This is a genomic window from Paenibacillus sp. FSL M7-1046 (genome assembly GCF_038007405.1).
Taxonomy (GTDB): domain Bacteria; phylum Bacillota; class Bacilli; order Paenibacillales; family Paenibacillaceae; genus Paenibacillus_AQ.
Map to the genome: position 1 here is coordinate 525,057 of NZ_JBBOXB010000001.1, position 21,663 is coordinate 546,719.

Here is a 21,663-nt window from a genome sequence, read left to right on the forward strand (position 1 = left end):
GACCGCTGATAAAATCCCCGACCAAGCGAGCAGCGATTTTTTCTCACCAGCCAGCTCCAATAACCTGGGTATCCCCTGCTTTGCCCGTTTGCTCAACGCGACCCTCCCCCTTTCTGTTTAATTCCAGCACATAATCACAGGCCAGCCGGGTTAGAAGCGGGTCATGGGTAATCAGAATGACCGTTTTGTCCGACCAGGCCAGTTTTCTGACCCAGGAGACCACATGAAGCACGCTGTCGCCGTCAAGTCCGCTGGTCGGCTCATCCAGAATAATCAGCTCCGCATCCGAGCAGTAGGCCGCCGCCATCGTTACCCGCTGCTTCTCACCGCCGGACAGGGAGGCCGGATGCCGATCGCGTAATGCGCTTAAGCCAAACGCCTCCATTGCCGCGTACGCCTTACGGCGCAGCGTCTCATCGAGCCGTCGGCCCAGCACCAGCTCATTGCCTACACTGTCGGCATAAAGCTGGTAATCGGCGTCCTGCATGACCAGATAGCTCATCGCACGCCGCCGGCCAGCCGACAATACGGCGCCGTTCTGGGCAATCTTTCCGCTGCGCTGGTGCAACAGGCCGCTCAATATTTTGCCCAGCGTCGTCTTGCCCGCCCCGTTCTCTCCCGTCAATGCGGTTACACTGCCTTTCGGAAGCACAAGATCAATGCCGGCGAGTCCTTCGTCACTGCGATTGTGGCGAAACGAGAGACTGTGCCCCGTCAGGACGGGGGCTGAAGGGGTATCCTGCAACGCCTTGCCTGCAATGTAGGTTTTCACCATATCGGGATGGCGCAGGCCATAAGGCTGCACCTCTTCGTAAGAAAGTGCTGCAAACTGCTGCTTCGTCCATGTTTGCGAAATCCTCCCCTGCTCCATACAGACAAAGGAATCAGCGATTGGCAGCAAGGTGTGCAGCCGATGCTCGCTGATGACGATCGTCGTCCCTTCCCGCTTGAGCGTATCAAGCAGCTCGACAATCGCTATTGTCGCTTGCTCATCCAGATTGGCGGTCGGCTCATCCAAAATAAGCAGAGGCGGAGAAAGCACCGAAGCGGCGGCGATCGCCACCCTCTGCTTCTGTCCGCTGGACAGCCGGGCCAGCTTTCGCTCCAGCAAATGCGCAATGCCGAGCAGCTCAGCTTGCCGTTCAATGCGCTCTAGAATCATCTCCGGCGGCAAACCCAGATTCTCTGCGGAAAAAGCGAGTTCATCCCGGACGTTGTCCATAAAAAACTGGCTGCGCGGGTCCTGAAAGACAACGCCCAGCTTTCGCGTTCGCTCCTCTGGCGGCATCACAGCCGGATTGCTCCCGTCCACAAGCACCTCTCCCATTAATTTGCCCGGATAACAGCTCGGAGCAAGCCCGTTCATCAGCCGCAAAACCGTGCTTTTGCCGCAGCCTGAGCGCCCGCAAAGCACAACACATTGCCCGGAAGAGACTGACAGGGAAATATTCTTTACACCCGACTCCGTCTCAGACTCGCCATCATCCTGACCGTACAGAAACGTTACATTGTTCAGCGTAATCATAGAATACTCCCCCCTGCGGCAACCGTCAGCGCGCCCAGCAGGGCGTAAAGCCCAATCGCCGCAGCATCCATTCCCCGCAGCTTGGCCCGGTGAGTGGTCGAACGATTGTTGACGCATTCGATTCCCCGCAGCTCAGCCGAGGAAGCCAGCTCGGACGACAGCTTCAGACATCTCACCATCAATGGCACAAAATAGCACTCATAGATGACAAGTGGCTGCCTCAAGGCGCTGTGCCAGTGCGGAAAAATACCTCTGGCCCTGATGCCGTCCCGGATTGCGAAAATTTCCATAAGCAGTACGGGGAAGAACCGGATCAGAATGCACAGCATTACCGTAATCGGCTTGGGGCACTTAGCCCGCTCCAGTGCATACATAATACGGCTGGGAGACGTATGTACCAGTACCGCACCAATCATCGCAACCGGAATCATGCGTGAGAAGGTATAAAAAATCAGGCCAAAGCCGGCAGACCGGCCTGCCAGAACGTCTAGCAATACCAATATCGCCAGGTACGCCAGTACAAAATAAACCGCCTTCCTCAGAATGCCGTGACCGAGCATGTAAAATGCACTGAGGCCAACCAAAGCGTGCAGCTGCCAGGGATCGCTCGTCAGTACTAGGAACAGGGTAGCTGCAAATAAAATAATTACATGCGTTCGCGGATCGAGCTGCATTAGACTAATCTCGCCTTTTTAACATGTTTACGGAGCAGCGCATGGCCTAGCAGGCACCCTCCCACAGCCCCGGCGATTGTAATCGCGGACATAATCAGAACCATATAGGGGGTCTCATAGTAATAAAGCATGTCGGCCAGTGCTTCCGGCGAATAGCTTTTCTCAAGTCCGGCTACATACTGCTTCCTGAAAAAGATCAAAGGCACTACGCCGCACATCATGTAGCCCACATAAAACAGGCTGTAGGCGACGGCATTACGCACCGGTTGTCTGTACCCGGCACCTCCCCGGATAATCAGTTCACACAGCAAGCCCGTTATCGCAAAGACAAGCAAATAATAGACTTGGCCAAACGCTACGAAGAATAGTCCGGTTAGCAAGGCACTGAAAAATAGAACTCCCCTTTTGTTGATTTTGCTGGCCATAACCATGTAGATCGGACCGTTGATCAGCGCAATTACGCCGGCACCGATCAAATAATTGATTGGATAGGCAAACATTCCGTTGACTGTAATCACGATCAGCATAACTACATTGAAAATGGCCAGAGTGATAAAGTCCCTCATTTTCCAATTGTTTCTTGCAACATTCCCTTGAGCCTGCAACCCTGTTTGCATAACAATTCCCCCTGAATAGTTGTATAAAATTAGCAAATCCAATATAATCGTAATGATTACGATTATATTCCTTCGTTGATAACCGTAATCATTTCCATTATGATAGTTTTAATGATTATGATTATCATTATCAATTGTATACCAGCCTGCTTTTTACTTTAATTTCTTCTAAGATGCTTGGTCAATAGAATTGGTTCAATCTCGTCTTTTCCAGATATGTTTTCGTCCGATCCTATTAAAAAAGGGGTATCGTACAATGAAGGATATAATTACAGAAGTTTATCTGCCCTGCTTGGCGGAGACTGGCTTCTGCTTCGATGAAAGATGCAGGCATGGCTGTAAAGCGGGGATTTGCTACACACTTGCCCCTGAAAAGGGGAACGGTTACTTTTGGGCGTATTGCCATCATAATTTGTTTTCTGTATTTGTTCAGGATTTTGTATTTTTTGAAGACCTGCACTTGAAATACCTGCAGCCCGAATATATTTGCCTCAGTTGCTATGATTCGATTTCCGGCGAAGAGCTGGAGCCGGGTGGTCAGCTAACATGCAATCATGTTAAGGGGCATATGAGCAGCGGCAAGCTCTATCAAGCGGTCTATCGCAAAAACGTTCCCATCCGTTCGGTAGGAATCGTCATCATCCCCGAGTATTATGAAAATTACATAAATGCAAAATATCCGGGGGAGTACAGAGATTTGCGTACCGCGTTTACCGGGGTGGACGGCATGACCGATTTTCCCGAACTCGCCGTTCTTTTTCGCCAGCTTCGAAACTACCGGGGCTCAGGCATATCGGCCAAGCTGTATTATGAAGGTAAGGTCGCTGAGGCCCTGGCGCTCGTTGTTGAACAAACCCTGCAGGCGAAAGCTGAGCATTCAGCATCAAGCTTATCCAGTCAGGATTTAACCAATTTATCGGCAGTTATGTCTTATATCAACGGAAACTACGCAGCTGATATTCACTTGAATCAACTGGCGAGAATCGCCTGCATGGGCACGACCAAGTTGAAGACTGCATTTAAGCAGGCCAATCATTGCACAATTACGGAGTATATTCAGAAAACGAGAATGAATCATGCCGAAAACCTGCTGACAAATACAGAATATAAAATCAGTCAAATTGCCCAAATGGTCAGCTACAAAAATGCCAGCCGTTTTTGCGAGCTGTTTCGTAAAAGCACAGGGCTGACTCCAAAAGATTACCGCAGAAAAACCCGATCCTACGCTCTGCTGAATATGAATGGAGGAATATAATTATGGCTTCTGTCAAAAAAACGGCATTTCCATGGCTTCTATCCGAACCCGATCATCAAGATACCCTGCGTATATTCTGTTTGCCGTATGCGGGCGGAGGCGCGTCGATGTACCGTGGCTGGGAGCAGGAACTGCCCGCACGGGCAGGCATGTATCCGATTCAACTTCCCGGACGGGAACAGCGGATGGCTGAAATACCCTATACTGAAATGGCCGCACTTACTCAAGCAATTGCTGAAGCGATTGCTCCTTATCTGCAAACTCCATTTATATTGTTCGGGCACAGCCTGGGCGCCCGGATCTCATTTGAGCTTGCCTGCCTGCTACGGCGCAATCCGGGCCTTCAGCCTTGCTGCCTTATTGTTTCAGGCAGCCGCGCTCCGCACCTCCCTGAACCAAGGCCTCTCCACAAGCTGCCGGATGAAGCGTTTGTGCAGGAGCTGCGCCGCTTTTCCGGTACGCCGGAGACACTGCTCCAAAACAAGGAGCTCATGGACCTGTTTCTACCGACCTTGCGTGCGGACTTCACGCTGGACGAGACATACAACTATTCGGAAGAAGCCAAGCTGGACTGTCCCATTTTGGCATTTGCCGGTACAAAGGATCCTGAAGCGAGCCGGGAAGAAATGGAGGCGTGGAGCGGCTGTACCCATGGAGCGTTTACACTTGACATGATCGAAGGCGATCATTTTTTTATCAAATCGAATAAAGCTCCCCTGCTGACCACGCTGGCCGCTATCATTCGGGACCATATGGAGTCAGAGGCATGAGCTTGCAGTCATTTCGATCTTGAAAGCTGATCAAGCCTTTGGGGTAGACGGGCCTTCTCTGTTACCGTTCGTGCCGCCGCTGCGCAGTGATGAAATCCATGTCTGGAACGCCTCCGTAGGGCCGCTTCGGTATCACTTTGAGCAATGGGAGCAAATCCTTTCGCCGGAGGTTATCTCCTTTAAGCTTGCTGCCTACGGAAAACCCGAGCTGCAAGGCCCTGGAACAGGGCGGCGCCCTCCAGTTTAACCTGTCCCATTCGCAGGACATCATAGTTGCCGCCTTCTGCCCCTCGCACCAGCTCGGTGTTGATGTGGAGCAGATTCGGCCTATAGCTGATTACGAGCAGCTGACAAGCCATTTTTCTCACCCGCTGGAAATGGCGGCTTTACAGCGGCTGCCCCCCCTTCTAATAACATTTTTCTTTAATCTCAAATTCCCAGATGTATCCTACAAAAAAGTCAAAAAGCAACTTATCCGCAGACAAGTCGCTTTTTGAACGCTGTATTCTCTATACATCACTCTTTAAGAGAACCTACTACAATTCCTGTAACAAAATATTTTTGCATAAAAGGGTAAATTAAGAGCAGCGGCAATGTTGAGACAACGATTTTGGCGGCATTTAGTGTCCGGTTCGAAATCTTAGCGTATTCGATCAGCTTTTGCGGATCGGTTATATTTTGCGCGTCTACGCTGAGCTGCTGGATATAAGTCTGCAACGGATAATTTGACGTTTTATTTATATACACCAGAGCACCGAAATAATCATTCCAATGCCCAACAATCGTGAACAGCGTTACTGTAGCAATTGTAGGCAACACCACAGGCACATATATGGTTGAGAGAATTCTCCACTGCGAAGCCCCATCAATGGTTGCAGCTTCCTCCAAGGATTTGGGCACTGCCCGGAACGCGTTCATCAATAGAATGACATTCCCGACCGCCACGGCTCCCGGCAGAATTAGAGCCCAGATAGAATCCAGGAGATGAAGCCCTTTGACTACCATAAAGGTTGGAATTAGCCCCCCGGAGAACAGCATGGCGATAATCACAATATTCATGTACACCTTCTGCGCCCGGAATTGTTTTGAGCTTTTGGATAACGGATAAGCGGCCAGAATCATCAGACTCATGTTGACGATCAAACCAAGGACAACCCGCTCTACCGAAATCATAAATGAGCGCCAAAACTGGCTGTCCGAGAATAGCTTCTCATAGGAACTGAACGTAGGATGAACCGGAAAAATACTTACCATGTTTGCAGAAACCGCCGCGTTATCACTGAACGAAATAGCAACCAGATTAATTAAAGGGATCAGGCAGGACAAAGTGAGAGCTAACAGCAATATCCAGATCATGATGTCCGCAATTCGGCTTTTTATGGAATGCGCGTAAATGGAAAACACCTCCCTCTTTAGAAAATTCGGTAATCCGTTAACTTTTGAGCTAGCTTATTGGCAGAAAGAATGAGGACGATTCCGACAACAGACCGCAAGAGCCCGATGGCTGTACCCAAGCTGTATTGTCTCTCCACTAGGCCTACCCGGTATACATAAGTGTCAATAATATCGGAAGTTGCGTAAACCAAGGGATTATAAAGATTGAAAATTTGGTCAAAACCGGCATTAAGTACATTAGGCAAATTCAAAGTCGTAACAAGTAATATGGTAGGCATCAAGCCGGGCAAAGTCACATACCACAGCTGTTTAAAACGATTGGCTCCATCGATGGAAGACGCCTCATAAAGTCCCGGATCAATAGCCGTCAATGAGGCTAAGTATATGATGGAGCCATATCCAAACCCTTTCCACACATCAGTCAGCACCAGCATAGGTCTAAACCAATGATTGCTGGCCATAAACAAAACCGGATCAATGCCAAGCCAGCCCAATAATGCGTTGACCGGTCCTTCGTACGAAAAAATATTCATCACGACTGTAGCCAATACGGCCCAGGAAAGAAAATTGGGCAAATAAACAACGGTCTGCATAAACTTTTTGGCAAAACGTACGCGGATTTCATTTAACAATAAGGCGAATACAATCGAAACAAAGGTTCCCACAATAATTTTCCAAATGGCGATTACCATTGTGTTGATTAAAATCTGCCTGCTGTCGGGAATTTGAAACATAAACTTGAAATTATCAAGTCCCACCCATGCTGATCCGCTGATACCCTTGGCCGGAATGTAATTTTGAAAAGCCATTACGATGCCGAACATCGGTATGAAGGAGAAAATAATCAAGAATACCATACTCGGTGCGAGCATAAGGTGGAACGCAGTTTGGTCTTTTTTATTTTTCATCAAGAATCATCTCTTTCAGCATCATTTGGAGGTGAGTGCTTCGTTGACTTCCTTTGTAATCGTATCGCCGCCGGTTTTTTTCCAGCTGCTCACAAAACTATCAAATGCATCAGGGGTTTGCTCTCCGGTAATGATCTTCAAATACATTTCAAGCTCCATTTTGGTCAATGTCGGCAACTTCAGCGCCATGGAAGGCGTTGTTCCAAAAAAGATAGGGTTAATCTCGTTAACTTTTGAATTCTTGACCAGGTTGGCAGTTGTGATGCTCGAAGTATACCCAGCCCACGCGGTCGGGTCCGGCTTCTCTCCGTTTTTTACACTGTCCAAATATTTTTTGTAGGAGCGATAGGAGTTCTTATCAATGTTGCTGAGCAATTTGCTGCTGTCTCCGGTCTTTAGCGCATCCTCATAAATCCCGACATTACGGTAAAATGCATCATAGTAATCGATATTCATGGCCAGCGGAGAGCCTCCGATATTATTGCTGCTGTAGTCTTCAAACTCCTTCAAAACGGTTGCGTCCTTTTCCAGATAACGCTGGTAATCAAACTGAAGGCTGGCCATTTTTACAGCAACCTCCGGATGCTCGAATCCCTTCCGAACCACAAGGTAACTGCTGGCAGGATTGCCGGTGAACATCGTAACTGAGCCATCCTCCGATAGCGGAGCCACATAGGAAACCCACTTAGCATCCGGATTCAGCTTAAGCGTATCCGCCACCGTCCAGCTTCCCCACCAGTTGTCCATGAACGAACCGCTTTTCCCGCTGGTAAGCAGCGCCTTTCGGTCGTCGGATGTCCGCACGGCAAATTGTTGGTCAATCAATTTCTTGTTGTATAGATCCGCCAGCTTTGCAAGGGCAGGTTTCATTTCAGGCTGTACGGAACCATAAGCCGCCTTACCGCTTCCATCCTTAATCCACTGTTTTGGGAAAGCGCCATACAGCGCAAAAATGTTGTTCAATTCGTACTGCCCCCCGGATATTCCGGCAACATTTTCATTATCAACCACAAGACCGACCGTTTTTCCGGCTCCATTGCCGCCGGGATCTTTCTCTAGAAATTGAGTAATAATATTTTCTACATCATCCATCGTTTTAGGCTCGGAGAGGCCCAGTTTGTCCATCCAGTCTTTACGCAACCAAAGTACACCCGGGCCGTGTGAAATTTCGGTAGTGGGCAGCGCCATTATTTTATCGTCAAATCTGGCGGTCTCCAGAACACGGCCATCATAGGAATCGTAAATCTCCTTGATCCGGTCGCTGGCACAGTTTGTATAAGCATCCGTCAAATCCGCAATCAGATCGTTCTCATAGAGCTGTTGCAGGGTGGTCTGATCGGAAACCACCATGATGTCGGGAATAGTGCCCCCTGCAATGGCCATCGAAACCTTTTGAACATAATCCGTGCCGTCATTCGCTTCAAATGCAACTTCGTTTTGCACGTTGAGCTTATTTTTAAAATATCTCGTCCACACATTGTTGGTGGAATTATCCCCCTCATAAGCTGTCCCCTCAAGCGCCGTATAGCTAGTTGCTGTCGCTCCAACCGTATAGTTAACGGTTTCAGGATAGGCTTCATAAGGTGTCGTCATGGCTTTCTTCCATGCCGGATCATTCAAATTGACCGCAGATTCTTTGGTGGTATTGTTGGAATTGGAGTTTTGACAGCCTGCGAGCGAAGCGGATAAAAGCGCTATCAACAAGATAGAAGCAGACTTTTTAACTGTCGATTTCATTACATAATCCCCCTTAATTGATAAGAACAAAAGCCCATATTGTTTTGCATCTTCATTGTAGAACTATGGCCATTTGACCGTATACGCAAATAAATTGCGTTTTACACAAATATATAACTCACTTTAAGCAACATGTTGTGCCCGCTGATTGAATTCATTTAAACCATGGTACAATCAAAATGAATTACTGGGTTTGGCATACTGCGCTTGGAGAGGACGACCGAAATGTTAAGCATATTAGTAGTAGATGACCAAAGGGAAGAACGGGAGGGTATTGAATTTCTCATTCATGAACTGGGGTTTCCCCTCCATGTCGTAACGGCGGAAAACGGACGAAAGGCTCTCGATTATTTAGAGCATAAGTCTGTAGATATCCTCTTTACTGATGTTAGAATGCCGTTAATGGATGGACTGCAGCTTTCAAAAAAAGCTTTAAGCCTTCAATTCAGCTTGAAAGTTATTCTGTTCAGCGGCTTCGCCGAATTTGAATATGCAAAAACGGCCATCTCCCTCGGTGTTTCTGATTATCTCCTCAAACCGATCAATGTTGAAGCCTTTCAAAATACCATGCAAAAAGTAATGGATCAGTTAATGGACCAAAAACAGGAAAATGCCGCTTCGCAAATTAAACAAGGTTATGTTAAGAAACATGTGCTTTTTAATCTGGTTAACGGCTTGGGAATGCCGTCCTTTATGAAGGATGTTTCGTTCGGTCTACCCGATCATTATCATGGAATGGTTTTGATGGAATTTGAAAAGAATTTTTTTGAGAATGCTGAACCGGATTTCGAGGAATTTATCTTGTCTTTGTTAGAGGGGCAGATTGATTACTTAAATCTAAATGATTGTCAAAGTCTGCTGCTGTTTTCCCAGCGCCAATCATGGTCTTTCTCTTCATCCCATGAATTAGGCATGCATATACGAGACAGCATACTAAAGAAATATAAAGTGAATTGCTACCTTGCTATTCATGATGAAATCACTTTGTTACCGGATCTTTCAACAGCTCTGATTCAATTAGATCAACTGATGGAATACCGGTTCTTCTCACCGGATTATTTTGTATTTGATGTCAAAAAAGATTTTTATTTTGCTGATGATAGGCTCCCCGAACTATCAGATAATGATTTATTAGACAAAATCAGAAGTGATTTGATGGATAGAGATTTTTTTAGTCTTAGAGCCAATACAGATTTATTGTATCAAAAATATGCAAAGCAGCTTCAATTTTCACAATTATATGTCAAGTATATGTTCTCCTCTTTGTATCAGGAAATTATGACTTATTCAGCACCTATCCCTGAAATAGAGCTCTGCCGGGGAATCGAAAAACTATACAAATCAGAAGAATTAAAGGAAATAAAAGAAATCATATTTGAAGGAATTGCCCGTCTTGAACAAGAGTACAGCAGTTCGGAATTTTTAAAGCGGGATATTGCCTATGTAAAGCAGTACATCGGGGATCATTATGGCGAGGATTTGAGTTTGGAGCTTCTTGCTGCAAAGGTACATTTGTCTCCCCATTATTTAAGTTCAATTTTCAAAAAGAATACGGGAAACGGATTAAACAAGTATATTAAAAATGTTCGTATGAAAATAGCGAAAGACTTGCTGATGCAGACACATCTAAAAGTATCGGACATTTGCTATACAGTGGGATTCCAAAACGTTTCTTATTTTTGCCAAAATTTCAGAGATTTTTTCGGGCAAACTCCTGAGAAATTTCGACAGTTGAATCAGAAATAGACTCAACTTGGGAGAGGAATAGCATGCAGATATGGCGGGCTTTTAAACAGAGAATTGGTGACTTTCGATTTCAAACCAAAATAAAGCTTTCTTTTTTACTGGTAAGTATGATTCCTGTGATTGTTCTCGGAAGTTTTTGCTTCTCAAAAACCAGGTCACTCTTAGTGCAGCAGGCAAAAGCCGATCTAAATGCCACATTAACTCAAAGTGTCTTAGCTGTAAACAATCAACTAGATGTTTATAATAAATTCATGAACTTTCTGAGCTTCAATCAAGAAATTGTAAATGCTGCCAACAACACTTATACCAGTGAATATGAAATGTATGATCAGTTAACTAACGTAATCGATCAAAACTTCTATACCGCACGTTACTTAAATCCTGGAGTAGAACAAATCACGCTTTATACCGGGACTAATTTACCTCAACACGGAAACAGCGTAATCCCTATTGATGAAATAAAGGGAATCTCCTGGTATCCGAAGGTAATGAAATCGGTTGATGTTCTTTGGTCTGCCAGTGAAAAAAACATATACAGTGTCCGCAGAATCCTTAGCACGAAACACAGAAATCCTAAAGATAATATTCTATTTGCACGGGTTAACTATGATAAACTATTCAAAACTTTTGAGCCCCTCCAATCTCACGGCTCGGAGATTATTATATTGGACTCCAGCGGAAATACTGTCTATTCCTCGAGAGCCAACCGTGAAAACCCGGATTTTCCGGTTACCGCTAAGCTGCATTGGCATGGTGAGAGCTACACCGTCTTGTCTTCTACTGTCCAGCTTGCGGGATGGAACGTATATTTATATAAGCCGACAAGTCTAATCACAAAGTCCGCATGGTGGATTGCCTTGATCGTCCTGTTGATGATTGCCGCCTGCATCGCGGCAGTTGTCGTGGCGGGCACTCTCTTTTCTCGTAGAATTATGTTGCCTATTCATCGGCTGCATAAAAGCATGAAGCTTGTTGGAGAAGGAAATTTGGATATTAAAGTCTCTAGCGAGTCTAAAGATGAAATTGGTGATCTGATCAGAGGATTTGGAAATATGGTGGGGAAAACCAAAACTCTTATTGATACTGTGTATGTGGCAGAAATCGCACGCAAGGAATATGAGATGAAAGCTCTGCAGGCGCAAATCAACCCTCATTTCCTTTACAATTCCCTCTCTATAATTAATTGGAGAGCACTGCGAATCCATGCGACGGATATTAGTGAAATGGCACAGCTTTTATCAACATTTTATCGTACAACTCTCAATAAGGGGGAGAATCTTATATTGGTTTCGGATGAAATTCTTAATGTGCAGTCCTATATTAATATCCAATTGATTATGCACAGCAATAATTTCAAAGTGGACTATCAGATTGATGACTCCATTCTTTCTTGCCTTATGCCCAATTTGATGCTCCAACCTTTAGTTGAAAATGCGATCATTCATGGAATTGAAAACCGTGGAGACGGTGATGGAATAATACACCTCTCAGCCAAGAAAGAAGAGCAAAGTATTGTTCTGCAGATCACTGACAATGGGGTTGGAGTGGAGCAAGAGCAGCTTGTTCTTTTGCTTAAATCTCAATCTAAAGGGTATGGACTTAAAAATGTAAATGATCGGGCGGTTCTAATGTACGGCGAGCAGTATGGACTAACGATCCATAGTATTGTCGGGGAAGGGACTCAAATTACACTCAAAATTCCTTATGGCGAACTTAAAGTATAACCCTGGCTCAAAGTATCTTCCCCGGTGTTATGAGAAACTATTTATTAAATTTATTTTCTATATCTTTAGCAAATTTCTCACCCTCATCGGCTAAATGTTTTCTCATAAAGAATCCGCCAAAACCATTTATCCATGCTGCAAAAGCCAGTAGCCGGGATGGAAAGTCCGCTCCAATCGTACAACTAAGTTCGCAAGAGTAGTTATCAATTGGAGTGACCTTCATTTCCCATGGAACTCCAACAACGGCTGGTATCCATCGGTATATATATGCTTTTGTCCTGTCAGAGTAGAAACGCAAATGATCCTCTGTGTGGTCTTTTAATTGATAGTGCTGAACAATCATTTCATTCCCCATATTTTCCACATTAACCATATAGAATTCCCCATCTTCAAAATAACTGCCCATTGCCTTGTGACCTTTTGAAAATGATTCATATTCAGCTGGAGTCATCTCAGTCACCCATTTGTACAAATCCACATTTTTAGCAGCAATCTGCAATTTAAATTTCTTTGTCATTCGCATGTTCATTAGCCTTCTTTCCTGTGATTTTTCCTGTGAGTTCATCATGCCAGTTCATAATCATTTGATAATATTCTTTGCCAAACATCAGCGTAGCGTGCTCATATCCCCCCATCTCATGACCGTGTTGCTCTTCTATCAAGGCAAGCTTGTTATATTCACTGTTGACAGTGGTTTGAAAGCTGGCAATCAATGTAACAACCTCAAGATCGTCAAGATATTTATAGAAGAAAAGCTTATTCAAATACTCATAATTAAAAGGGGAAAAAGTACAGGGTGTTTTTAACCATTCTATAAATTCACTCTTCCCTCTTTCCGTGATACCATATGATTTTTTGAATCTGCCTTCCTCTACCACTTCTTCAAACTTGATAAGCTCCCCTTTTTCCATTTTTTTCAGCATAGGATATATGCTTCCGAAGCTGGCATCAATAAAGTTGGAAGTACTTAACGTCATCTTCTGCTTGATTTCATATCCTGTCATATCCTTTTCGCAGAGAAACCCAAGTATTACGTAAATCAACATAAAATCCATCCCTTCTTAAAAAACTTATATATACAAGCGATATATATCGTTTCGATACATTAAACTTAAAGGTTGATGATCGATTTGTCAATAGGGTATGCGGAATTTTATTTAGTAAGCTTATTTTAGCTACGCTGGACAAGAAACAAAGAATGACGTACTACGCTTTCAATCTAAACAAAAAAATCCAAAAGGATGTTATCCCTTTAGATTTCTCAAAGTAAACTGCAATTTTCAACATCTCTATCGCTTCGCTTTATAAACTCATGGTACATCAGCGCCCGCTTCTCTATCCGTGACACATAACTGCGACTAGTGCCGAGATCCTTGGCGATCTCCCGGTACATCCTCGATCACAAGCAAAACAAGAGGTTTCATATGAACTGGATATTCCTGGCATTAAACCCACCATTAGAAGAACCAACATCACTATTAAAAATCCACTTAAGAAATCCCTCTCCAAAAAATTGTAAAAGTAGTGTCAAGTAATTCTTCGTAAGCTTGATTCGGCTCATATATTATTTTCGCTAAGAGACCATCCCAAATAATGAGAAAAGCCATCGAACTTTCTTCTGTGGAAAAGGTAGTATCTACTTGACTAAAAGCTGATAAAATCTCCCTCTTAACAACATGTAGATACTTGTTGTACTCAGAAGCTACAAAATTCTTCAATTCAAATGGTGCCATATAGGCAGTCATCTGCAAAAATACCACATGGGCTTGTTGTTGAGACCGCACTTTGAATTCTGATAAAAATTTATATAGTTGCTCTTTGATCGAAAGATCTTTGTGCTGTTGAAAAAATGCTTCTACGTACTTTATTTCCTTTTCCACGACTTCAGTATAGAGTTCAATAACTAACTCTTTCTTTGATGGATAGTAATAAGATAGTGACTGCTTTTTTATACATGCTTCTGTTGCAATATGTGCCATTTTGACACCTTCATAGCCAAATTTATTTAAGTGTAAAATTGCTATTTCTTTAATCTGATCCTTCATAGTGCTCACCTTTATTTGATCATATTTTTTCTGAATTTATAAACAGTATACATCATTAAGAAAAAAATATAACAAATCATTGCTACTAGAAATACCGCCTGATAGGAATATTTCGCCGCTAATAATCCAAGTAATACTGCTCCACCGCCAATACCAATATCAAAAAAATTATAGAAACTAGCCATCGCATCTTCATGCTGGTGCTCTTCTACTAAATTCAAGCACCATGTTTGAATGGCCGGAAAAATTGCTCCAAATCCAAAACCATATAGAAATGCAGCAATAAAGAATGAGGGATTAGAATCAGCATTAAATAGTACAAAGAAACCTAAGAGACTTAGAATTGCACCAGGTATCAAAATAATACTTGGACCATATTTATCAAATAAACTGCCCGAGAAGAAGCGTACAATAAAACTAGCTATTGCTATTGTAAAGAAAAATAAACCGACCTGTTCAAAATTTTTATCAAGTGCATAAAGTGATAAATAAGACATTATACCCGATGCTGCAAACCCAGTGAAAAACACCAAAAAAGAAGGAAAAAACACACGTTTTTCGAATAACTTCACACGCACCCCTTGTAATGGCACTTCTTCTGTTACTTTTCGTTTCACTAAAAATATCGACATGATGGATAGTAACAGAATAGCCATCCCTCCTAAAAATAGACGCTGATAACCATAGAGATCAAGTAACATAATACCAATCATGGGACCAATTGATATCGCAACAGTTTCACCTACACCAAAGTAACCAATACCCTCTCCACGGCGTTCCTTTGGAATAACTTCGGCTACAATTGTTGCAAAATAGGTTGATGCTAGTCCAAATCCGGCACCATTCACTAAACGGATCGCCACTAATATCGACACATTTGGAGCAAGATAATAAGCCCCCGTAGTTAGTGTGCAAATCGCTACACCAATAATGAGTAAATACTTCTTGTTTATTTTTGTAGCAAGTACCCCAGCAAAAATACGTACCAAAATAGCAGACAGGGTGAAGCTACCCGTTACAAGTCCAATTTGAGCTGCATCTCCACCAATCGTTCTAACAAACAGTGGCAATGTTGGAAGCATCATCTCAAATACCATAAAGAGTAAAGCATTTGAAACCATAAGAAAAACATAAGGTAATGACCAGAGCTTTTCCGAACTCATTTTTTTATAAGTTTGGACTTCTTGTTGCATAGTATTTTCAAACCTCCAATTATAAGAATGTCTGTAATTTTACCTGATCGCGGTCAGAATATCAATGCTTATTATACAAGGTAATAATTAATTATTTGTCTGACCATGGTAACAAATCTTCTTAATCGATACTTTAAGAAGCGCTGGAACAATCAAGAATCACAATTTTCAACATCTCTATCGCTTCAGCTTATAAAACTCATGATAAAACTTCATCAGCGCCCTTTTTTCTATTCTTGAAACATACCTAAATACACTTAAAACCCTACCTTCACCTGTAACAGGTAATGGTAGGGTGTTGTGCAGCAGGTCTGATGTTATTGTTCCGGTCTCATGCTGCGCTGCAGCAATTGGGCTATGACCAGCAGAAGAGCTCCACCCCCTGCTACAGTAGGCTTTACTAGAAGCATCGTCTGTTCCACTGGTTCATTTAAGAAATCCCCTACTGCGTAATCAATCCCGATCATCAGTGCTGCCAATACTATTAAGGCAAAACGCCACTCCACCGTTCCGCCTATGTTGATGCCTAGAACCTTAGCGGTCCGTTCAGAGAGCACAATTCCGCTGGCAGGCAGCTTCATCGGTTCCCTGTTGTCCATGTCGAGATTGATGTAGTCACCCGTATCAGCAATCTTGACCGGCTGATTACGGCGCACCTCACCGTTGCGAAGTTCTAGTTCCCCTTCCTGAATATACTGGTAGTCATTGCCCGAGATTAGCTCAGTATTTGGAGCCACTACGCGGTTAAGCTCCGCTTTATAAGTATAGAGGTACTGGTTCTCATAACGCATCAAGGTTCTGAAGATGGTGGCCCAACTTTCAAAAAAGGCCTTGTAGTCCGCTTCAGTCCACCATTCACGCAGACTACCGTACTGGTCAACTTCGCTCTATAGTGTTGTGCGATCTATTTCCCTATACCTTCCCGGCAACGCTTTGTCTTATTTTTTCCAACGGAACCTTGAGGGCCCGGTCATAGGTCAACAAACCGTTGATCTCCTGTTCCACATCGGTCAGTTGAGTATAACAAAAGCCTTGGACATGAGGCGATTGCAGCAGCGGCTCTATCACGCCGGCCAGCTTAGCCAGGAAATCCTCATCGTTGTCTGCACCGGAATAGCCCCAGCCCTCCCACTCGCTTTTCTTATAGGCAATCCCCCCGAACTCCGTCACCAGAACCGGTTGGCCCGTATATGCGGTTCCCCCTACAAACAGCTCCCTGCTGTGCGGCTTTCCTTCCAACGTCCGCTCCAAGGTGCTGTAGCGCTCCGTCAAATCCTCCCGCCTCCACTCATAGTCATGGATGGTGACCAGATCCGTGGTCATCTGCTCCCAACCGTCATTGGAGATAACCAGCCTGCTGTCATCCAGGGATTTGGTCAGATAATACATCGCCATGGCATGGCGCTGCTGCCGCTTATCGATTAAGATGTTAGGCACCCCCCAGCTTTCGTTAAGGGGAACCCACACCACCAGAGACGGATGGTTATAGTCCCGCTCCACCGCCTCCTGCCATTCCGCCGTTACCTTGCGCACATATTCCTCCGAATAGGCATAGGCATTGGCCATCTCCCCCCATACCAGATAACCGAGCCGGTCCGCCCAATACAAGAAGCGGGGGTCCTCTATCTTCTGGTGCTTGCGTGCGCCGTTAAAGCCCATTTGTTTAGCCAATTCAATGTCCTGCTTCAATGCCTCATCACTGGGAGCCGTCAGAATCCCGTCCGGGAAGTACCCCTGATCCAGCACCAGCCGCATAAAATAGACCCGGTTATTCAGCATCAGCTTGCCGGCTTCCACCGCTATTTTGCGCATGCCGAAGTAGCTTTCCGCTTGGTCCTCCTGAATGCCGTCCACGAAGAGCGTAACGGTTACGTCGTACAGATTCGGATGCTCCGGTGACCACCAGCGCCCTAACCCGTGATCGTTAAAATCATGGAGTCCGATGGTGCGGGCTTCTTCCGCATGATCCATCGAGAAGCTGGTAGTAGCCAGATATTCGTCCTTGAAGCGGATGCCGATGGTGACTTCCGCCTTGCAGCCAACCGGAGCTTTATTAAGAAACGTACGGATTTGGATTTCATTGCGGTCAATGTCCGGCGTGAGCTTCAGCTTCTTGATATGAAGCTCCGCAACAGGCTCCAGCCATACGGTCTGCCAGATTCCCGTTGTCCGGGTATAGAAGATAGAAGCCGAATCCTCCTTCCAATATTGCTTCCCCCGTGGCAAGGTCACATCCCTGCTGAAATCCTCGGCCCGCACCACCACAGTGTTCTCTCCATCCAGCAGAGCGAACGTGATATCCGCCTGGAACGGCGTATGGCCGCCTTCGTGATAGGCTGCTTGCCTGCCGTTTACCCAGACTGTAGTCTGATAATCCACTGCGCCGAAGTGCAGGATAACCCGCCGCCCCGCCCATTCCGCCGGAATCGCGAAGCTGCGCTTGTACCACACCAGATCATGGAAAGCCGTTTCTCCAATGCCGCTCAATTTGCTTTGGTAAGTGAAGGGGACCTGAATCTGACGGCTGAAGGCTTGCTGGCCGCTGCTCCATTGCGCGGTATCGCCGACACGTTCGTCATCAAATTCAAACCCCCATGTTCCATTCAAATGCTGCCAGTCTGGTCTTACGAATTGAGGACGCGGATATTCTGTCCGCAGGATGGATGAAGTCATAGCTCACATTCCCTTCTTTTATGTTATACAAAACAAATTCCCTGCTACTCTTCCAAAAGTTTGCGGTCGTTTAACAGCTGCGGAATCTTCACGGTCACTGTCGTCCCATGGCCGACCCGGCTCTCTATGGTGATCCCGTAACCCTCTCCGAACAGCAGCCGGAGCCTGTTATGGATATTGGTTAGCCCAATGCCTTTTGTTGGTTGACCGTCTGACGCATGCTCCGGGTACTCCATGCCCAGCTTGGCTTGGAGGGCGGCCAGCACCTCCGGCTCCATTCCCTTCCCTGTATCTGTAATACAGAAGCACACATCCCCATGCGCATCCACGCTTCCGGTAACCTGGAGCCGCCCCCCTTGGTCCATCCGCTCCAGCCCGTGGTAGACGGAATTCTCCACAATGGGCTGGAGTATCATTTTGGGCGTTTTCATTTTGAGCAGCCTGTCCTCCACATCAAGCTCCATGGAGAATTTATTCTCGTACCGAATTAAGATAATCTTCATATAAGCCTGAATACAGTCAACTTCTTCCCTGATCTGTACAAGATCATCCTTTTTGATGCTGTAACGGAATATCTTAGACATGCAAAATGTAATTTGCGCAATCTCTCTGCTTCCGTATTCCAATCCGATGCTGCTGATACAGTTCAGCGTATTATAGAGGAAATGGGGATTGATCTGGCTTTGCAGGGCAGAAAACTCCGCCTGCTTCTGGCTCAGCTCGGATTCATATAATCTGGCCTGGGTATTGAACATGTCTCTTGCCATTTCCTCCATTTCATCCATCATCCGGTTAATGTCGCAGGCCAGCAAGCCCACCTCATTGGTGAACCGGACTTTAATGCGGAAGCCCATGTCCCGCCTCCCCACCCTCTTCATATCCATAACAAGTCCCATCAGCGGACGCATCAAATTGTTCATGAAAAAACTGCCTGTGATGATCATAGTTAGAATAATGCCAATTCCCACGATAATGCTGACCTTCCGCATGGGGGTCATGTCCGCAGTCAGTTCATTCACCGGAATCATACTGACGATTCTCCACCCGTCTGCCTGCTCCAAACCCTTGACCTGGACAAGAATTTCTTCCCCGTCGATGGTTTCTTTTACACCGTTAAGCAAGATGTCCTTATCCATAGATAGCACATCCCTGAACAATGTGCCGCGGGCATTGGAATTCGTGGAGGCAATCACCTCGTCCCGGCTATTTAGAATGTACAAGGTGGAGCTCTGCGTTAATTCCGTATTTTCCACAAGCCCCTGCATCTTTTCCATATTGACCATCACTGTGCAGTAACCCGTAATTTGAGAGAAATAGATTCCCCCGATAGCCTCCACAATCGGCGCGATATAAAAAAACTGTTCCGTTTCTGTTCTGTCGTCTTTTAAAATCGTAGTGAACATTCCCTTCTCCCGAAGCGAAGGATCATCCTTATACTTGCGAATAAAGGTTTCATAACGATTGATAAAAAAAATATCGCCGCTTGCGGACGCCAGACTGTAAAGCCGCCTTCCCCGGATGTCATTAATTACAATTCCGTTCACATACGAATTAAAGGATCTCATATATTCCATGAGATCCAGTGCATATGGACCACTATCAAACGCCCTTTTGTAATCATCATCCACTACGGAAAATTCCTGAATCAGTTTACTATTGACGGCAATACTGGTGCTGACCCTGATATCATTAAACACGGAATCAATCTTGCGGCGTGTTTGCTCAATCATCTGGTTGCCGTAAGTGGCGGCTCTCTTCTGGGTTAAATTAGAGAAACTATAAAAAAAATAAAATTCCATGACTGTGAATATAACGATAGAGAAAAAAAAGATAAGCCATATCTGATGTTTCAATTTCAGTTTACTGGTCTTCATGGCCCACCGCTCCGTTCATATTAACTTTTTCTGAATTTGGTGGGCGTCATCCCGCAATGCTTCTTGAAAACTTTATTGAAATAATAATAATCCACATACCCGGACTTAATGGCAATTTTCTCAATGGACAGGCCAGTTTGCTTCAGAAGCTCACGGGCTTTCTTGATCCTGAGTTCCGACACATATTCGGAGAAGGTTTTGCCCAGATTTTTTTTGAATAATTGACAGCAATACACCTGATTGATGAAGAATTGGGCGGACAAATCCTTCAAATACAATTTCTGCTCAAAGTGCCGGTCGATATAGGCTATCATCCGGTTGAAGCAGGACAGGATATCCCCTTCCTGCAAGGAGCGGCTGTTCTCTTGCCTGATGGAGGCGAGGACGTCATGCAGAAAGCTGCACATAGATTCAAAGTGTTCAAATCGTTCCTTGATCTCGGAATAATTCAGGAATTCCAGTTCCATGTCCTTCAATTCCTCGGAATATGCGTTTACAAGTATCCCCACTGCCTGATTCCACAAGTAGACAACCTCACACATGCCCAGATGATGATCCCTAAAGTATTCCTGCAGCCCTTTGATGTACACACCCACGTTGTCAAATTGATTCTCCTGAATGATACTATAGAGCCCATCAATACATGGTTTCACCAGATGAAGCTTCGGCTCGTAGTGAACGGCGCCTGCAGCTTCCTCCAGAAAAACTTGGGAGGCGGACAGGTCTGCTTCTTTAATCAGCTTGCTCATATGCTTAAGCTGGCTGGAGATGCTGCTAATGCCCACAACATGGATGCCAGTCTTATTCAGAACCAATTCATCCCAATTCCCTTCCAAACAAGCCGTATGCTCCGTCGTCAGAACAACCAACATTTTTCTGGTTCCGGCTTCAACTTCCACAGCATAAACAGGCCTTCCCTCCAAAGACAGCAGCTTTCTGAAATCCTTGTTCTCGCCCTCGAAATAAAGAGTAAGCACCTGGTAATAGCATACAGCCGCGCAATCGGAAAGCGGCAGGAAGCGCTTTATCTCGTCCTGATCCGCTGAGGTCAGCGCATCCAGAAGGAGGTGATTGCGTGCAGCGCTTCTCCGGGAGAAGTGCATGGCGAGCTTCGCAATGAACTGATCAGCCATATCAACATCCAAAGGCTTCAGGAAATAATCCAGCGCGCCGTAGCGCATCGCTTCCTGGGCGTATTCAAATTCCGCATATCCGCTTACGATGACAAACTCAATGTTCATACCATGTGCTTTGGCCCTCTTCATCAGATCCAGTCCGGAAATGTCCGGCATACGGATATCAGTAAACACCAAATCCGGTTCCTTCGCTCTTATGGCATCCCACGCTTTGTAAGCGCTTGTAAACTGTCCAACGATTTCAAAACCATACTTATCCCAGTCAAAGGCGTTGCGGATTCCTCTAATCGCCCACGACTCATCATCTACAATCATGACCTTGTACATGGGTATCCTCTCCTGCACATATGGATTAATAGAATAACTGTTCGAGAATAGCAAACGAAATACG

20 protein-coding genes and 2 pseudogenes are annotated in these 21,663 nt (G+C 45.2%); 6 read left to right on the plus strand and 16 right to left on the minus strand.

Annotation, left to right across the window (positions count from 1 at the left end):
* Positions 1–43: 43 nt before the first annotated feature.
* Genes NYE29_RS01930 through NYE29_RS01940 form a run of 3 tightly spaced genes read right to left on the minus strand, consistent with a single transcriptional unit; the run spans position 44 to position 2,816 of the window.
* A complete protein-coding gene (locus NYE29_RS01930; protein ID WP_340894091.1) occupies positions 44–1,525 on the minus strand; it encodes an ABC transporter ATP-binding protein in 1,482 nt (493 codons plus the stop codon).
* Positions 1,522–2,199 (minus strand): energy-coupling factor transporter transmembrane component T family protein, encoded by a 678-nt coding sequence (locus tag NYE29_RS01935; RefSeq protein ID WP_340894092.1) that lies wholly within the window; start codon positions 2,197–2,199, stop codon positions 1,522–1,524. The genes NYE29_RS01930 and NYE29_RS01935 overlap by 4 nt, the downstream gene beginning before the upstream one ends.
* The gene (locus tag NYE29_RS01940) at positions 2,199–2,816 is read right to left on the minus strand and encodes an MptD family putative ECF transporter S component (protein ID WP_340894093.1); all 618 of its coding nucleotides are present in this window, start codon (positions 2,814–2,816) and stop codon (positions 2,199–2,201) included. The genes NYE29_RS01935 and NYE29_RS01940 overlap by 1 nt, the downstream gene beginning before the upstream one ends.
* 256 nt (positions 2,817–3,072) lie before the next feature.
* Between NYE29_RS01940 and NYE29_RS01945 the strand changes: the two genes are divergently transcribed.
* From NYE29_RS01945 to NYE29_RS01960, 4 genes are read left to right on the plus strand one after another with little or no spacing between them, the layout of a single operon-like run.
* Positions 3,073–4,071: a helix-turn-helix transcriptional regulator gene (locus NYE29_RS01945; RefSeq protein WP_340894094.1), complete on the plus strand. Its 999-nt coding sequence runs from the start codon at positions 3,073–3,075 to the stop codon at positions 4,069–4,071.
* A gap of 2 nt (positions 4,072–4,073) precedes the next feature.
* The gene (locus NYE29_RS01950) at positions 4,074–4,841 is read left to right on the plus strand and encodes a thioesterase II family protein (protein ID WP_340894095.1); all 768 of its coding nucleotides are present in this window, start codon (positions 4,074–4,076) and stop codon (positions 4,839–4,841) included.
* 19 nt (positions 4,842–4,860) lie between these two features.
* Entirely contained in the window at positions 4,861–5,088 is a 228-nt protein-coding gene (locus tag NYE29_RS01955) for a hypothetical protein (protein WP_340894097.1), read from the plus strand.
* Complete coding sequence (locus NYE29_RS01960; RefSeq protein ID WP_340894098.1) at positions 5,027–5,338, plus strand: 4'-phosphopantetheinyl transferase family protein; 312 nt, start codon at positions 5,027–5,029, stop codon at positions 5,336–5,338. Before NYE29_RS01955 ends, NYE29_RS01960 begins: the two co-directional genes overlap by 62 nt.
* Before the next feature lie 19 nt (positions 5,339–5,357).
* On the opposite strand, the gene NYE29_RS01965 is transcribed toward NYE29_RS01960, so the two are convergent.
* From NYE29_RS01965 to NYE29_RS01975, 3 genes are read right to left on the minus strand one after another with little or no spacing between them, the layout of a single operon-like run.
* Positions 5,358–6,197: a carbohydrate ABC transporter permease gene (locus tag NYE29_RS01965; RefSeq protein ID WP_052092472.1), complete on the minus strand. Its 840-nt coding sequence runs from the start codon at positions 6,195–6,197 to the stop codon at positions 5,358–5,360.
* 56 nt (positions 6,198–6,253) lie between these two features.
* Positions 6,254–7,144, minus strand: coding sequence for an ABC transporter permease (locus tag NYE29_RS01970; protein WP_038587658.1), 891 nt, complete (start codon positions 7,142–7,144; stop codon positions 6,254–6,256).
* 21 nt (positions 7,145–7,165) lie between these two features.
* Positions 7,166–8,881: an extracellular solute-binding protein gene (locus NYE29_RS01975; protein ID WP_340894101.1), complete on the minus strand. Its 1,716-nt coding sequence runs from the start codon at positions 8,879–8,881 to the stop codon at positions 7,166–7,168.
* A gap of 225 nt (positions 8,882–9,106) precedes the next feature.
* On the opposite strand from NYE29_RS01975, the gene NYE29_RS01980 reads away from it, so the two are divergent.
* Positions 9,107–10,627 (plus strand): response regulator transcription factor, encoded by a 1,521-nt coding sequence (locus NYE29_RS01980; protein ID WP_340894103.1) that lies wholly within the window; start codon positions 9,107–9,109, stop codon positions 10,625–10,627.
* A gap of 23 nt (positions 10,628–10,650) precedes the next feature.
* Entirely contained in the window at positions 10,651–12,351 is a 1,701-nt protein-coding gene (locus tag NYE29_RS01985) for a sensor histidine kinase (protein ID WP_340894105.1), read from the plus strand.
* A gap of 37 nt (positions 12,352–12,388) precedes the next feature.
* Here the strand turns inward: NYE29_RS01985 and NYE29_RS01990 are convergent, their stop codons facing one another.
* The 10 genes and pseudogenes from NYE29_RS01990 to NYE29_RS02030 all read right to left on the minus strand — a co-directional run bounded on the left by NYE29_RS01990 (position 12,389) and on the right by NYE29_RS02030 (position 21,599).
* Positions 12,389–12,868 carry a hypothetical protein gene (locus tag NYE29_RS01990; RefSeq protein ID WP_340894106.1) on the minus strand — a complete coding sequence of 160 codons (480 nt, stop codon included), beginning with the start codon at positions 12,866–12,868 and terminating at the stop codon, positions 12,389–12,391.
* On the minus strand, positions 12,852–13,397 hold the full coding sequence (locus NYE29_RS01995; RefSeq protein ID WP_340894107.1) for a PadR family transcriptional regulator: 546 nt from the start codon (positions 13,395–13,397) through the stop codon (positions 12,852–12,854). Before NYE29_RS01995 ends, NYE29_RS01990 begins: the two co-directional genes overlap by 17 nt.
* 215 nt (positions 13,398–13,612) lie before the next feature.
* Positions 13,613–13,747, minus strand: a pseudogene (locus tag NYE29_RS02000) (sigma factor-like helix-turn-helix DNA-binding protein); the annotation flags it as partial.
* Between the two features lie 94 nt (positions 13,748–13,841).
* Entirely contained in the window at positions 13,842–14,396 is a 555-nt protein-coding gene (locus tag NYE29_RS02005) for a TetR/AcrR family transcriptional regulator (RefSeq protein ID WP_076110457.1), read from the minus strand.
* A gap of 11 nt (positions 14,397–14,407) precedes the next feature.
* Positions 14,408–15,589 (minus strand): MFS transporter, encoded by a 1,182-nt coding sequence (locus tag NYE29_RS02010; RefSeq protein WP_340894109.1) that lies wholly within the window; start codon positions 15,587–15,589, stop codon positions 14,408–14,410.
* 177 nt (positions 15,590–15,766) lie between these two features.
* Positions 15,767–15,835, minus strand: a pseudogene (locus NYE29_RS34490) (RNA polymerase subunit sigma); the annotation flags it as partial.
* 71 nt (positions 15,836–15,906) lie between these two features.
* Entirely contained in the window at positions 15,907–16,380 is a 474-nt protein-coding gene (locus tag NYE29_RS02015; RefSeq protein WP_340894110.1) for a hypothetical protein, read from the minus strand.
* Between the two features lie 121 nt (positions 16,381–16,501).
* Positions 16,502–18,262, minus strand: coding sequence for a glycoside hydrolase family 2 protein (locus NYE29_RS02020; RefSeq protein WP_340894111.1), 1,761 nt, complete (start codon positions 18,260–18,262; stop codon positions 16,502–16,504).
* Positions 18,263–18,306: 44 nt separating this feature from the next.
* Positions 18,307–19,992 (minus strand): sensor histidine kinase, encoded by a 1,686-nt coding sequence (locus tag NYE29_RS02025; protein WP_340894112.1) that lies wholly within the window; start codon positions 19,990–19,992, stop codon positions 18,307–18,309.
* A gap of 164 nt (positions 19,993–20,156) precedes the next feature.
* Positions 20,157–21,599 carry a response regulator transcription factor gene (locus NYE29_RS02030; RefSeq protein WP_340894114.1) on the minus strand — a complete coding sequence of 481 codons (1,443 nt, stop codon included), beginning with the start codon at positions 21,597–21,599 and terminating at the stop codon, positions 20,157–20,159.
* Between the last annotated feature and the right edge of the window lie 64 nt (positions 21,600–21,663).

Coding starts and splice junctions, on each gene's coding strand:
- NYE29_RS01930 (WP_340894091.1), bottom strand. CDS start 1,525: ATGATTACGCTGAACAATGTAACGTTTCTGTACGGTCAGGATGATGGC.
- NYE29_RS02020 (WP_340894111.1), bottom strand. CDS start 18,262: ATGACTTCATCCATCCTGCGGACAGAATATCCGCGTCCTCAATTCGTA.
- NYE29_RS01940 (WP_340894093.1), bottom strand. CDS start 2,816: ATGCAAACAGGGTTGCAGGCTCAAGGGAATGTTGCAAGAAACAATTGG.
- NYE29_RS01945 (WP_340894094.1), top strand. CDS start 3,073: ATGAAGGATATAATTACAGAAGTTTATCTGCCCTGCTTGGCGGAGACT.
- NYE29_RS01935 (WP_340894092.1), bottom strand. CDS start 2,199: ATGCAGCTCGATCCGCGAACGCATGTAATTATTTTATTTGCAGCTACC.
- NYE29_RS02015 (WP_340894110.1), bottom strand. CDS start 16,380: ATGCGTTATGAGAACCAGTACCTCTATACTTATAAAGCGGAGCTTAAC.
- NYE29_RS01975 (WP_340894101.1), bottom strand. CDS start 8,881: ATGAAATCGACAGTTAAAAAGTCTGCTTCTATCTTGTTGATAGCGCTT.
- NYE29_RS01965 (WP_052092472.1), bottom strand. CDS start 6,197: ATGATCTGGATATTGCTGTTAGCTCTCACTTTGTCCTGCCTGATCCCT.
- NYE29_RS02025 (WP_340894112.1), bottom strand. CDS start 19,992: ATGATTGAGCAAACACGCCGCAAGATTGATTCCGTGTTTAATGATATC.
- NYE29_RS01990 (WP_340894106.1), bottom strand. CDS start 12,868: ATGACAAAGAAATTTAAATTGCAGATTGCTGCTAAAAATGTGGATTTG.
- NYE29_RS02005 (WP_076110457.1), bottom strand. CDS start 14,396: ATGAAGGATCAGATTAAAGAAATAGCAATTTTACACTTAAATAAATTT.
- NYE29_RS01950 (WP_340894095.1), top strand. CDS start 4,074: ATGGCTTCTGTCAAAAAAACGGCATTTCCATGGCTTCTATCCGAACCC.
- NYE29_RS01995 (WP_340894107.1), bottom strand. CDS start 13,397: ATGTTGATTTACGTAATACTTGGGTTTCTCTGCGAAAAGGATATGACA.
- NYE29_RS01980 (WP_340894103.1), top strand. CDS start 9,107: ATGTTAAGCATATTAGTAGTAGATGACCAAAGGGAAGAACGGGAGGGT.
- NYE29_RS01985 (WP_340894105.1), top strand. CDS start 10,651: ATGCAGATATGGCGGGCTTTTAAACAGAGAATTGGTGACTTTCGATTT.
- NYE29_RS02030 (WP_340894114.1), bottom strand. CDS start 21,599: ATGTACAAGGTCATGATTGTAGATGATGAGTCGTGGGCGATTAGAGGA.
- NYE29_RS01970 (WP_038587658.1), bottom strand. CDS start 7,144: ATGAAAAATAAAAAAGACCAAACTGCGTTCCACCTTATGCTCGCACCG.
- NYE29_RS02010 (WP_340894109.1), bottom strand. CDS start 15,589: ATGCAACAAGAAGTCCAAACTTATAAAAAAATGAGTTCGGAAAAGCTC.